This is a genomic window from Shewanella khirikhana (genome assembly GCF_003957745.1).
Taxonomy (GTDB): domain Bacteria; phylum Pseudomonadota; class Gammaproteobacteria; order Enterobacterales; family Shewanellaceae; genus Shewanella; species Shewanella khirikhana.
The window spans coordinates 4,255,843-4,268,447 of sequence record NZ_CP020373.1; the positions used below are offsets into that span (position 1 = coordinate 4,255,843).

Below are 12,605 nucleotides of genomic sequence, written 5' to 3' on the forward strand. Positions count from 1 at the left end.
AAATAGGCGTCGACAGTCCATGGATTCTTGGGGGCTAAGCATGCCACAGATACGGAAATTCGGCCACAGCGAACGGCTCACGGCCTGTGGATAAGTCTGTGAGCTAAAAGATCAACAAATTGGAATGTCATTCGATAATGCTGAAGGGCAATTTTATATGTTGTTGATTATTATTGTTTTTCAAGTTTTCTGTGAGGAGCTTGGCAATTCCGTTAAATCTTCCTGATCTGTGGATTTCTTTGTTGGTTGTTTTTATTTGCCCGGCGAGCCATGCTACTTCCTGTTGCTCGCCAAAGCTGATGAATAAACTTAGCACGATTTTTAATCAGATCAACCGATCTGTGTCAGTTTTGTTAAAACCAAATTACATAAGAGGGAATTTTTTATGAAGAATATCGCAGTCCTGCTGGCCGGCTGTGGCGTGTTCGACGGCAGTGAAATTCATGAGGCGGTACTGACATTGCTGAGCCTGTCCCGGGCGGGCGCGACCTACCAGTGTTTTGCGCCGGATATTCCCCTGTTGCATGTGGTTAATCATGCCTCCGGCGAGGTCGCTCAGGGCGAAAGCCGCAACGTATTGGTCGAGGCGGCGCGCATTGCCCGTGGCGATATCAAGGCCACTTCTGAGCTGGATGTGACCGCCTTCGATGCGCTGATCATTCCCGGCGGCTTTGGCGCGGCCAAGAACCTGTGTAACTTTGCATTGGTGGGCGCCGACTGCGACCTAGCCCCCGAGGTGCGCGATTTTATCGCTGAGTTTGTACTGGCGAAAAAGCCGGTGGGCTTTATCTGTATTGCCCCAGTGATGATCCCCAAGCTTTACGGCAAGGGCGCCAAAGGCACCATAGGGACCGACAAGGGCACCGGCGAGGCTTTCAGCGCCATGGGCGGTGAGCATCAGGATGCATCAGTGCATGACATCGTAGTGGATGAGGCCAACAAGGTGGTGAGCACCCCCGCTTATATGCTGGCGGGCAGCATTGCCGAGGCGCACTCGGGCATCGAAAAGCTGGTCAATAAAGTATTGGCGATGGCCTGACCGTCGTCAGCGGTTGTCGCTGCCCAGCAAAACGCTCAGCGGCGACGACTGTCCCACAGTCCCTGCAATAACCCTACTGCAAGGCCGCCCAGGTGGGCGCCATTGGCCATGGACAGGCCAAGAATGTCGAAGAACCCCAGCACCAGCCAGATCACCATAAAGCCCATATAGCTTGCGGGCAGGCCTATGCCTGCGGCAGGTTTGCGTACACCCATTATCCAGGTGTAGCCAGCGACGGCATACACCACCCCGGAGAGGCCGCCAAAATTGGGGCCCGACACAAAGTACTGCAGCACGTTGGGCAGGGTGCCCGCCACCAGTAGCAGAATCAGCAGTGGCGCTGTACCGATGCGGGTTTCGATTTTGCCACCCAGATACCACCACCACAGCAGGTTAAAGCTGATATGCATCAGCGAAAAATGCAGCAGTGATGGGGTAAACACCCGCCAGACTTCGCTGGTGTTCATCGGGCCTGTGGCACCGAAAAAGCTAAGCAGTTCATAGGTTTGACTGGCAAAGCCCAGGTTGAGGGCGCCATAAACCAGCATGCAGGCGGCAAAGATAATCAGGGTGAGTGGGCCGGCGGCAGTCACGAAGCGGCTCAGCAGGGCAAGCCCAGGGGCACCGTAATCCAGATTGGCCGAAGTGGTGCCGGTTTCCCAGGAGGCGGCAAGGTACTTGTCGTCGGTGGGATGCTGCACAAAATAGTCGAACTCGGCCTTGGCGGCAGGATAATCGCTGCCATTTACCACCAGGAGCACCACGGCGTTTTCGTCCGCGGCCAGTCGGCATTCAATGCCGCGACTCTTGAGGTAATCCACCAGTGCCTGAGCGGCTCTGGGGTTTGGCAGGCGACCGAATTCCATCAGAGGTTCGCCTGAGCCCAGGCGCTGTAACCGCCATCGAGGCTATACACCTCATCGAAGCCCTGTTCAACCAGATAGCCGGCAGCACTTTGGCTGCTGATGCCGTGGTAGCACACCACGACCAAAGGCTTGTCCATATCGGCTTCGGCGATAAAGCGCGCCAGATTGTCATTGCTGAGATTGACCGAACCTTCGATATGGCTGTGGGCAAAACTCTGGGGATCGCGGATATCGGCGATTTGCACACCCTCGCCCTGTTCGGCGCGCAGGTGGATAAGCTCATTTACACTCAGATGTTTGAATGACATAAGATTCTCAAAAAGCGAGCGGCGCGTCGGCGCCAGGCTGTGATCTGTACTCTAGTGTGCAACAGGGCGCCATAGTCTGTACAGCGCCCTGTGCGATGCCGGATTAATCCCAGCTGAGGATGACCTTGCCGGACTGGCCGGAGCGCATGGCATCGAAGCCCTGCTGGAAGTCGTCCACCTTGAAGTGGTGGGTGATGATAGGAGACAGATCCAGGCCAGATTGCAGCAGGCTGGCCATCTTGTACCAGGTCTCAAACATTTCGCGGCCGTAGATGCCCTTGATGATGAGGCCCTTGAAGATCACCTTGCTCCAGTCGATTGCCATCTCGCCGCCGGGAATACCCAGCATGGCGATTTTGCCGCCGTGGTTCATGGTATCCAGCATGGCGTGGAAGGCAGCCGGTACGCCGGACATTTCCAGGCCCACGTCGAAGCCTTCGGTCATGCCGAGGTCTTTCATCACGTCTTTCAGGCTTTCTTTGGCCACGTTAACGGCGCGGGTGGCGCCCATCTTGCGGGCCAGTTCCAGGCGGTATTCGTTCACGTCGGTGATTACCACATGACGGGCACCTACGTGACGGCACACGGCGGCAGCCATGATGCCAATAGGACCGGCGCCGGTGATCAGCACATCTTCGCCAACCAGATCGAACGACAGCGCTGTGTGCACAGCGTTGCCGAAGGGGTCGAAGATTGCCGCCAGATCGTCGCTGATATCATCGGGGATCTTGAAGGCGTTAAAGGCCGGGATCACCAGATACTCAGCGAACGAGCCTTCACGGTTTACCCCAACGCCTGTGGTGTTGCGGCACAGGTGAGTACGGCCGGCGCGGCAGTTACGGCAGTGACCGCAGGTGATGTGGCCTTCACCGGATACCCGATCGCCAATCTTGAAACCGCGAACTTCCTGACCGATATCAACGACTTCGCCCACGTACTCGTGGCCAACCACCATGGGCACGGGAATGGTCTTTTGTGACCACTCGTCCCAGTTGTAGATATGCACGTCGGTACCGCAGATGGCGGTTTTGCGAATTTTAATCAGCAGATCGTTGTGGCCCATTTCTGGCTTGGGCGCATCAACCATCCAAATGCCTTCTTCGGGCTTGAGTTTAGCGAGTGCTTTCATGTGTGTGCTCCGAGGGCATCAGATGATGCCCATCTCCTTACCGATACGGGTGAAGGCTTCAATGGCCTTGTCCAGCTGCGCACGGGTGTGGGCGGCGGACATCTGGGTGCGGATCCGGGCCTGGCCCTTTGGCACCACCGGGAAGGAGAAACCAATCACGTAGATGTCTTCTTTAAGCAGGCGGGCAGAAAACTCGGCCGCCAGTTTGGCATCGCCCAGCATCACAGGAACGATGGCGTGGTTGGCACCGGCCAGCTTAAAGCCAGCGGCAGACATCTGCTCGCGGAAGTAGCGGCTGTTTTCCCATACGGCTTCACGCAGGGCCTGGCCTTCTTTGAGCATATCCAGTACGCGGATAGAGGCGGCCACGATGGCTGGAGCCAGGGAGTTGGAGAACAGGTAAGGGCGTGAGCGCTGACGCAGCCAGTCGATCACTTCTTTTTTGCCTGAGGTGTAACCACCGGAAGCGCCGCCCAGGGCCTTGCCCAGGGTGCCGGTAATGATGTCCACTCTGTCCATCACGTCGCAATATTCGTGGGTACCACGGCCGTTTTGACCAACAAAGCCCACCGCGTGGGAGTCGTCAACCATTACCAGAGCGCCGTATTGGTCGGCGAGATCGCACACACCCTTGAGGTTGGCAATTACGCCATCCATGGAGAACACGCCGTCGGTGGCGATAAGGATATGGCGGGCACCGGCGTCGCGGGCGGCCTTCAGCTGGGTTTCCAGATCGGCCATATCGTTGTTGGCGTAGCGGAAACGCATGGCTTTACACAGGCGCACGCCATCGATGATGGAAGCGTGGTTCAGGGCATCGGAGACGATAGCATCTTCGGGGCCGAGCAGAGTCTCAAACAGACCGGCGTTGGCATCGAAGCAAGAGGAATACAGGATGGTGTCTTCGGTGCCGAGGAATTCGGACAGCTTGGCTTCCAGTTGTTTGTGGATGTCCTGGGTGCCGCAGATAAAGCGCACTGAGGCCATACCGAAGCCGTGGTCGGCCAAACCGGCCTGAGCCGCTTTTACCAGTTCTGGGTGGTTGGCAAGGCCCAGATAGTTGTTGGCACAGAAGTTAATCACTTCGTCGCCGCCCACTTTGATGGATGCCTGTTGAGGTGAGACGATCACCCGCTCGCTTTTATAAAGACCTTCGGCCTTCACGTCGGCGAGTTGCTGTTTGATCTGCTCGTAGAATGAGGTTGATGCCACTTGTCTCTCCTTAGTTAACTTTATTCTGCTTTTGTTGGAGTGGCGGCATTCTACCCCTAAACTCAATTGGCCCGCAGCTTATTTTTGCTGCATGAATGACCGCATAAATTGCGCTAGGGCGTGCGAGGTTTTCACATAAGAAAAACTAATTTGTAACCTTGGGGTAGGCCGCACAGGTCTGTGTTTGATTGTAGTCCTGTCGCGGTGAAAATGTCACCAGTCAGACGGTGGCAATGTGGCCGGGCTCATGGCTGAGCCCGTGTCTGGAATTTACCTTGGGGTGAGCGCAGCGGCTGTCAGGCAGCCAGCTCCTGAAAGTGCTGTTCGAGCCGGTCGAAGGTAGGCAGGGAGTCCGGGGTGGCATAGGCCTTGAAAATCATCAGCACCCGCAGCAGGCCTTCGTACAGCGAGCCCTTGTTGATGGTGGCAATGCTTGATTGAGTCAGTTTGTAGCTGATCCAAAAGCCGATGATCATCTTGATGGTATCGGCCAGGTCGCTGATGCGATCGTCCGGAATGATAAAGATGCCGTCTTGCTTGAGCTGCTTCAGTACCCCGATGGATTGCTCGAGTACCGCCTGTTGCGCCTTGAGGTAGCGCGACTTGAGGGTTTCATCCCGCGCCAGGATGTCGGCCAGGTTGGCGTACATAAAGCGGAACTGCCACATGGTGTAAAACATGGCGTCGAAGTAGCCCATCAGCAGTTCCAAATCCACCTTCTGGCCATCGTAGGGTTTGAAGCCTGAGAGCAGGTGCTGTTCGTACTGATCGAAGATGCAGCGAATAATGTCTTCTTTATTGCGGAAGTGGTAGTAAAGGTTTCCGGGGCTGATATCCAGATGGGCGGCGATGTGGTTAGTGGTAATGGTTCGCTCGCCATGCTCGTTAAAGAGCTCCAGACTGGCCTGGATAATTTTATCGCGGGTCTTCATGGGTATCCTGTCTTATTCTTGGCGGCCGCTTCCCGGCGGGTCGCTCTGTGCTTATGTCTGCATCCCGGGTTATGGTAGCATTGCCGCAATTCATCAGGCAAAACTCATACATATCTTGGTTCTTATGGCCCGATTTTTCTATTCCATTTTGCTATATGTGTTATCGCCTTTGTTGCTGATTTATTTAGCGCTGAGAGCGATAAAGAGCCCAGACTATCGTGGTCGCTGGGGTGAGCGGTTCGCATTGGCGCCACTTAAGCCCACGGATTTGCTGATCCATTCGGTGTCCATGGGCGAAACTCTGGCCGCGATTCCGCTGATCCGCGCCATCATGGCCGAGCGGCCAGAGCTCAGCATTACCGTCACCACCACCAGCCCCACAGGCTCGGCCGAGGTTATCAAGGCATTCGGCGATAAGGTGCAGCACTGCTATCTGCCGTTTGATTTATATTTCGCCATGGGCCGCTTTATCAACAAGCTGGGCTGCGCCGAGCTTATCATCATGGAAACCGAGCTGTGGCCAAACCTCATCGCTGCCGCCAAGGCCCGTGGCGTCAAGGTTTCGCTGCTGAACGCCCGTTTGTCGCAAAAGTCGGCCGCAAGCTACACCAAATACCGTGCGCTTACTGCGCCCATGCTTAAATCCCTCGACCGGATTGCAGTGCAGACAGCCCCGGAAGCTGAGCGTTTTGTGGCGCTCGGCGTTGACCCAAGCCGCATCAGCGTCTGTGGCAGTTTGAAGTTTGATATCGATATTCCCTCCGAGCGCCGTAAGCAGGCCAGGGCCCTGAGGAGCGAGTGGCAGCGGGATAACGACTTTGTATGGGTGGCGGGCAGTGTGCACCCGGGGGAGTTCAGCGCCATGCTCAGTGCCCACCGGCAGTTGCTGACTACCAAGCCACAGTCGCTGCTGATTATGGTGCCGCGCCATCCTGAGCAGTTTGCCAATGCCGCCAGAGCCATCGAAGAGGCCGGATTCAGCCTGGCCAAACGCAGCCTGGGTGAGTCACCAACATCAGGCACTCAGGTGCTTTTGGGCGACACCATGGGAGAGCTGCTCACCTGGTATGGCGCTGCCGATGCGGCCTTTGTGGGCGGTACCCTGATTGAGAATGGCGGTCATAATCCGCTGGAGCCTGCTGCCATGGGGCTGCCGGTGGCCATGGGGCCAAACCACTGGGACTTTAAAGAGATTACTTCTCTGCTGAGCGACGCCGGTAACCTTGGCGTATGTGAAAACCCCGCTGCATTTGAGGCTTGGTTAGTGGCGACGGCCGGCGATGCACTAGTGCGAGAAAGCGCCGGTAACGCCGGACTTGAAGTCGTGGCCGCCAACCGCGGCGCACTCAAGCGGCAGTTGGCGGTATTGGAGAGCTTGCTTTAGCCGCCGGGTCAGTTGCGGTAACCGCTGAGCAGCCATTGCCAGCAAGTATCATCAAAGGCAAGCGAGGGAAGCTTGCCTTTTTCTTTATTAAAAGAGCGCCTTAGTCTTGAAAGGTTGGCCTGTTGCCAGTTATCTGCCGGGGTGCGGATTTCACCCCGGTCGAAGTCAATCAGTGCAAATCCCTCTGGGCCTTTGAGAATGTTCTTGGCGTTCAGGTCGGCATGGTATACGCCGCGGCGATGAAAGCGGGCGATGCAACTGCCCAGGGCTTTCCAGTCGGCTTCGCTGATGGGGCCCTGCTCGAGCCAGGCGAGCAAATCACGACAGCCCGGCATCCGCTCAATCAGAATATCGGCACTGTACCAAAGCGCGTGTCTGCGCACCCGGGCAGCCACCGGGCGCGGCACCGGCAAACCTTCACTGTGAAGCTTTTCCAGCAGCGCCAGTTCTGCAATGGCGCGGGTGTTATCCATGCCGGCAAACAGGTATTTGTCTTTGCTGAACTTTTCCATCAGGCCGCCGCGCCAGTAGTGGCGCAGCACCCAGTCTTCATTGGCATCGGGGTGGCGCACAAACCAGGTGGTATAGCGTCCCTTGGAGGTGCCGGTCACGGCATCCAACCCTTGCCAGTAGGTGGGCTCGAAGCAGCTGGCGGTCAGTGAGCAGGATTCACCCGCGGCTGTGGCCACGATAAAAGGGGGATGCTTTTGCAGTTGCATGGGTGGAATTCTTGTCCAAAGCGTGGAACCTGCGGCCATTCTACATTAAGATCCGGCCTTTGCACCAAGCTGTGTCCATGCCATGAAATTTGACCCTAACACGATGAAATCTTTGTGTCTGCTGCGCCTCTCTGCCATTGGCGATGTGTGCCATGCGGTGGCCATGGTGCAGGCGATTCAGCGCCAATACCCCAGCCTTTCCATCACCTGGGTGATAGGTAAGGTGGAGTATCAGTTGCTCAAGCACCTGCCGGGCATCGAGTTTGTGATTTTTGATAAATCACAGGGTTCCAAGGCTTATGGTCAGCTGCGTCGTGCCCTCAAGGGGCGTCATTTCGATGTGCTGCTGCACATGCAGGTAGCGCTGAGAGCCACCATCGCCTCGTTGATGATCCCCGCCAAAGTGCGCATTGGTTTTGACCGTGCCCGCGCCAAAGAAGGTCAGTGGCTGGTGACCAATGAGCGGGTCGAAGCCCTGGCTACGCCCCATGTGCTGGAAGGATTTATGGGCTTTGCCAAAAAGCTGGGGGTTACAGATCTGACTCCTCGCTGGGACATGCACATTGCCGCTGCGGACGAGGCCTTTGCCAGTGAGCTGGTTGCCGATGGCGAGAAAGTGGTGGCCATTTGTGCCGCCGCCAGCAAAGCCGAGCGCAACTGGTTGCCTGAGCGTTACGCCGCCGCGGCCGAGTATGCCGTTTCCAAGGGTTATCGGGTGCTGCTTTGTGGTGGTCCGGCCCAGCTTGAGAAAGATCTCGCCGCTGCAATTGAAGCTCATTGTTCGGTGGGGCTAACCAATCTTATTGGAAAGACCTCTTTGGTGCAGCTTTTGGCGCTATTGAAGCGGGTTTCTCTGGTCATTGCCCCTGACACTGGCCCGGCCCATATGGCGGTGACCCAGGGCACGCCTGTGATTGGCCTGTATGCCCATTCCAACCCTGGCCGTACCGGGCCTTATTTATTCCCCGAGCTGGTGGTCAGCGTGTATGATGAGGCCATTGCCGAGCAGTTCCCCGGCAAAGCTGTGCCCTGGGGTACCCGTGCCAAGGGCCCGCATCTGATGGACAAAATTACTGTGGCTGCGGTTATTGACGCCATGGATAAGGCCTTGAAAGATTGAGGCCATAAAAATAAACGGCCCTGATAACTAAAAGGAAAATGGAGCCAAAGTGGAAGGCCAGCATCCCCGCGTCTTGTTTCTCCCGGTCTCCGATGCCACAGGTATCGGAGAGTATATGCGTTCCGTCATCATTGCCGATGAAGTAAAACGGCTCTGGCCCGGGGCACAGATACACTTTCTGCTGAGTCGGGATGCCCCTTACGGCAACGCTTGCCCCTATCCCGCGACACTGCTGCAGGACTCGCCCACCAAGGCGGTGGCAGCCGTGTGCAATTTCATGACCGACTTTAAACCCGATTTGGTGGTGTTTGATGCTTCGGGCCGTCGCAGTCAGCTGGCCCATGCCAAGCGTCTGGGGGCGGCGGTCATTTTTATCAGCCAGCATGCCCGCAAGCGCCGCAGAGGTATGAAACTCTCCCGCGCCCGCCTCACAGACTGTCATTGGGTTGCCCAGCCCGAGTTTGCTATTCCCGAGGTATCGGCCTTCTCCCGCTTCAAGTTGCAGCTGTTTGGCGGTGCCACTCCTGTGGCAACGGGGCCATTTTTTGCCAGGGTTGATGCCGAAAGGCAGCAGGCGCTGCTGATGCAGCTCGGTTTGACATACGGCGGCTTTTGGCTGCTGAACGCCGGTTCGGGCGCGCACACATTGGGTGACAGGGCGGCGATGTTGCAGCTGGTCGAGGCGGCATCGCAGCAGTTCAGTGAAACCGGAATTCCGGCGCTGGCGGTGATGGGCCCTGCGTACAAAGGTGAGATGCCGCCAAGGCCGGGGATTCAGTATCAGGCGTCTTTGACCAATCACGATTTTATCAATCTGCTGGCGGCCGCCAGGGGCGCTGTGCTGTCCGGCGGTGATACCCTGCTGCAGGCGATAGCCCTGAAAAAGCCCTGCGTTGCGGTGGCGGTGACCAAGGATCAGCCGGCGCGCATTGCCCGCTGTGAAGCCAAAGGTCTGGTGATGTCCTCGGGGGCTGACGAGCTGGTCTCCAAAATGGCCATGCTCAATGCGGAATGCGAGGCGCTGACCCTGCGGCTGCAGCAGTCTGATTGCGGTAATGGTCTGGATTGGGTCGAAGCCGAGCTGTCGGCTCTGTTGGAGCACAAATGAGTCAGCGGATTGCCATAGTGATAGACAGCCTCGCTGGTGGCGGGGCAGAGCGGGTGATGCTGACATTGGCGCAAACCCTGATTGCCGATGGTCACAGGGTCGAGTTTATTACCCTGGAAGAAGACACCGAACATCAGTTGCCAGCAGGACTTAAGGTGCACTGCTGTTTTGGCAAGGGTGCGGGCAACTACACCGGTTTCTGGCGCCTTGGCAGCTCAGCGGCCAAATTGGGACGTTTGTTTGCCGGTTTGACGGAAGCCGACGGTGAGTTTGACCTTATCCTGTCGAACCTCGATAAAAGCAACCTGCTGATGTCGAGGCTGTCACTGCCAAACCTGCATTTTGTGGTGCACAACTCCATTGAGGAAGAGCTGCGCCGGCAACGCAAGCTGGGGCCGCTGGCCTATATGTCGATGCTGCGGGCCAAAAAAGCCCTCAGTGGCAAACATCTGGTGACCGTCTCTGCGGGCATTGCCAGAGAAATCATTGAAGGCAAACGTATTCGCCCAGCCGCGACTAAGGTGATTTACAACCCGTTTGACTTCGAAAACTTAAGTGAAAAAGCCGCCCAGAGTGCCGAGTTGCCGCCAGGGCCCTATCTCATCCATGTTGGTCGTATCGCCAAACAGAAGCGCCACGACATTCTGTTGCAGGCGCTGGCGCTGACCCAAAGCCAGATCCCCCTGGTATTGCTGTGCCAGAACACCAAAAAGGCGCTCAAACTCGCGCGGCGCTATGGGGTTGAGCAGCGGCTGATCCTGCCCGGATTCCAAACCAATCCATACCCCTGGATCCGCGAAGCTCGGATGTTGGTGTTAAGCTCCGACTACGAAGGCCTGCCCACGGTCCTGATTGAGGCGCTGGCCCTTCATACGCCCGTGGTGAGCACCGACTGCCCCCATGGTCCCAACGAGATACTGCTGGGTGAACTTGCTGCCAACCTGGTGCCCAGACGCGACCCCAAAGCACTGGCCGCTGCCATCGACAAGGCGCTGGCGGTGGATAAAGTTGCAACATTGCCATCAGAGTTATCACATAAGTTACAGGCGAGTCAGGTTGCAGCAAGCTATCTGGCATTAAGCTCAAAAGGTTGATAGATTCCCCTTCTTTAAAAGGGAAGCCGAACTCCAGGGACCTGTATGACAAACCGTGAGGTTGCACTGGTTATTACCAGCTGCAACAGATTTGATTTGCTTGAAAAAACATTGCGCAGTTTCTTCAAGCACAACACCTATCCCATCAGCCAGCACATCATCGTCGAAGACAGCCACAATATCGATCGGCTCAACGCCACCCTGGCCCGCTTTGCCGATGTGAAGTTCACCGTACTGCACAACCAACCGCAACTGGGTCAGATGAAGAGCATCGACCGCGCCTACGCCGAGGTGCGTTGCGACTATATTTTCCATTGTGAAGATGATTGGGAATTCTACCGCCCCGGCTTTATTGAGGACTCGTTCCGGGTGTTGGACGCCGATGAGAAGGTGGTGACTGTATGGCTGCGGGAGCAGGACGACACCAATGGTCATCCGGTGGATGCCGAGCTGCTGCATACCGGCGGCGAGCGCTCGCTCAGCTATCAGCTGATGAAGGTTAACCATCGCAAGCATGCCAATGCCGATCTCTGGCATGGCTTTACCTTCAATCCGGGGCTGCGTCGGTTAAGCGACTATCAGATTGTGGCGCCCATCAGTGCTTACAGTGGTGAGCGCACCTTGTCTGAAGCCTATTTTGAGCGTGGTTTCCGTGGCGCGATTTTTCCGAAAGGCTATGTGCGCCATATTGGCGACCACCGTGGTATTCGCTACAAGTTGTCGACGCCGGACTGGCTGAAAGACCTGTCGGTGGCTTTCCGGCGTTTTCGCAGCAAGGTATCAGCGCTGTTTGGCCGTTAAGCCTGCTTACCGGCTTTGAGCCAGGCCTGATTCACAGCGGCTGATGCGCTCAAACAGACAGCGCTCAAACAGCTGGACGTTTTTGTCGAGCATGGCTTTGCTGCTTTCGCGGTGGTAGAGATGAAAGGCGATGCCTGCAAATTTCAACACCTTGCGCTTTACTCCGCTGTGAATTAGCCGGGCGGCAAACTCCTTGTCTTCCGGCCCCCAACCTTCAAAAGCGATATTAAAACCATTGACCTTTAAGGCATCCTGGCGCCAAAACGCCATATTGCAGGCATGGATGCTGTCCACCGACTCAGTCTTGGTCATCGCCAGCTGGCGTGACAACCAGGGAAAGCGGACTGCGGCGCAGCGGCCACGGTAAAGTCCCGGCGAAAACAGGTGGGGTTGTGTCTGCCGGTTCATTACCGCCTTGCTCAGTTTTTCTGTCATCCGTACCCGTTTGCCCGAGATGAAAAAGCCCGGGGTGGCCGCCTGCAGATGGTCTTTGATGAAGTGCCTGTGCAGCGCCATGTCGCCATCAATCAATACGATGTAATCGCCCTTCGCCCGGCTGATGGCTTTATTACGACTCTCGGCGACCCTAAACCCCTTGTCTTCCTGCCAGCTGTGGTGCAAAGGCACAGGTGATTTTTGCTGCCAGGCTGCTATCAGTTGCCGGGTTGCGTCGCCCGAACCATCGTCTGCCACAATGATTTCATCCGGCAGACGGCTTTGCTGTAGTACCGACGCCAATACAGAGTCGAGGGCTTCTGGCCAGTTGTAGGTGGTGATGATGAGAGAAAGGGTCATAGCTGCACACAGAAATTACCGATAACAGCTGTATTGTAGATAAGGGAATCCAGCCAAAAATAATGAAAATTTAGTAATTTACCAAGTGTTAATGCTTG

Annotated in this window: 13 protein-coding genes; 6 read left to right on the forward strand and 7 right to left on the reverse strand. The window is 56.4% G+C overall.

Going from position 1 to position 12,605, the window contains the following annotated elements; translation table 11 throughout:
- Positions 1-385: 385 nt before the first annotated feature.
- A complete protein-coding gene (elbB, locus tag STH12_RS18700; RefSeq protein ID WP_126168955.1) occupies positions 386-1,039 on the forward strand; it encodes an isoprenoid biosynthesis glyoxalase ElbB in 654 nt (217 codons plus the stop codon).
- 35 nt (positions 1,040-1,074) lie between these two features.
- Here the strand turns inward: elbB and glpG are convergent, their stop codons facing one another.
- The 5 genes from glpG to STH12_RS18725 form a co-directional block, all read right to left on the reverse strand.
- The gene (glpG, locus tag STH12_RS18705; protein ID WP_126168956.1) at positions 1,075-1,908 is read right to left on the reverse strand and encodes a rhomboid family intramembrane serine protease GlpG; all 834 of its coding nucleotides are present in this window, start codon (positions 1,906-1,908) and stop codon (positions 1,075-1,077) included.
- Positions 1,905-2,213, reverse strand: coding sequence for a thiosulfate sulfurtransferase GlpE (gene glpE / locus STH12_RS18710; protein WP_126168957.1), 309 nt, complete (start codon positions 2,211-2,213; stop codon positions 1,905-1,907). Before glpE ends, glpG begins: the two co-directional genes overlap by 4 nt.
- 103 nt (positions 2,214-2,316) lie before the next feature.
- Positions 2,317-3,342 (reverse strand): L-threonine 3-dehydrogenase, encoded by a 1,026-nt coding sequence (gene tdh, locus STH12_RS18715; protein ID WP_126168958.1) that lies wholly within the window; start codon positions 3,340-3,342, stop codon positions 2,317-2,319.
- An 18-nt stretch (positions 3,343-3,360) separates the two neighbouring features.
- A complete protein-coding gene (locus STH12_RS18720; protein ID WP_126168959.1) occupies positions 3,361-4,554 on the reverse strand; it encodes a glycine C-acetyltransferase in 1,194 nt (397 codons plus the stop codon).
- 296 nt (positions 4,555-4,850) lie between these two features.
- A complete protein-coding gene (locus STH12_RS18725; protein WP_126168960.1) occupies positions 4,851-5,486 on the reverse strand; it encodes a TetR/AcrR family transcriptional regulator in 636 nt (211 codons plus the stop codon).
- Between the two features lie 124 nt (positions 5,487-5,610).
- Between STH12_RS18725 and waaA the strand changes: the two genes are divergently transcribed.
- Positions 5,611-6,870, forward strand: coding sequence for a lipid IV(A) 3-deoxy-D-manno-octulosonic acid transferase (gene waaA, locus STH12_RS18730; protein WP_126168961.1), 1,260 nt, complete (start codon positions 5,611-5,613; stop codon positions 6,868-6,870).
- A gap of 8 nt (positions 6,871-6,878) precedes the next feature.
- On the opposite strand, the gene STH12_RS18735 is transcribed toward waaA, so the two are convergent.
- Positions 6,879-7,589, reverse strand: coding sequence for a 3-deoxy-D-manno-octulosonic acid kinase (locus STH12_RS18735; RefSeq protein ID WP_164551254.1), 711 nt, complete (start codon positions 7,587-7,589; stop codon positions 6,879-6,881).
- An 82-nt stretch (positions 7,590-7,671) separates the two neighbouring features.
- Between STH12_RS18735 and STH12_RS18740 the strand changes: the two genes are divergently transcribed.
- The 4 genes from STH12_RS18740 to STH12_RS18755 all read left to right on the forward strand — a co-directional run bounded on the left by STH12_RS18740 (position 7,672) and on the right by STH12_RS18755 (position 11,712).
- Positions 7,672-8,709 carry a glycosyltransferase family 9 protein gene (locus tag STH12_RS18740; protein WP_126168963.1) on the forward strand — a complete coding sequence of 346 codons (1,038 nt, stop codon included), beginning with the start codon at positions 7,672-7,674 and terminating at the stop codon, positions 8,707-8,709.
- Positions 8,710-8,824: 115 nt separating this feature from the next.
- Positions 8,825-9,817, forward strand: a complete 993-nt coding sequence (locus STH12_RS18745) for a hypothetical protein (protein WP_126168964.1) — start codon at positions 8,825-8,827, stop codon at positions 9,815-9,817.
- On the forward strand, positions 9,814-10,911 hold the full coding sequence (locus tag STH12_RS18750; protein WP_126168965.1) for a glycosyltransferase: 1,098 nt from the start codon (positions 9,814-9,816) through the stop codon (positions 10,909-10,911). The genes STH12_RS18745 and STH12_RS18750 overlap by 4 nt, the downstream gene beginning before the upstream one ends.
- A 45-nt stretch (positions 10,912-10,956) precedes the next feature.
- Complete coding sequence (locus STH12_RS18755) at positions 10,957-11,712, forward strand: glycosyltransferase family 2 protein (protein WP_126168966.1); 756 nt, start codon at positions 10,957-10,959, stop codon at positions 11,710-11,712.
- Between the two features lie 6 nt (positions 11,713-11,718).
- Here STH12_RS18755 and STH12_RS18760 read toward each other — a convergent pair whose 3' ends face one another.
- On the reverse strand, positions 11,719-12,507 hold the full coding sequence (locus tag STH12_RS18760; RefSeq protein ID WP_126168967.1) for a glycosyltransferase family 2 protein: 789 nt from the start codon (positions 12,505-12,507) through the stop codon (positions 11,719-11,721).
- Positions 12,508-12,605 lie beyond the last annotated feature (98 nt).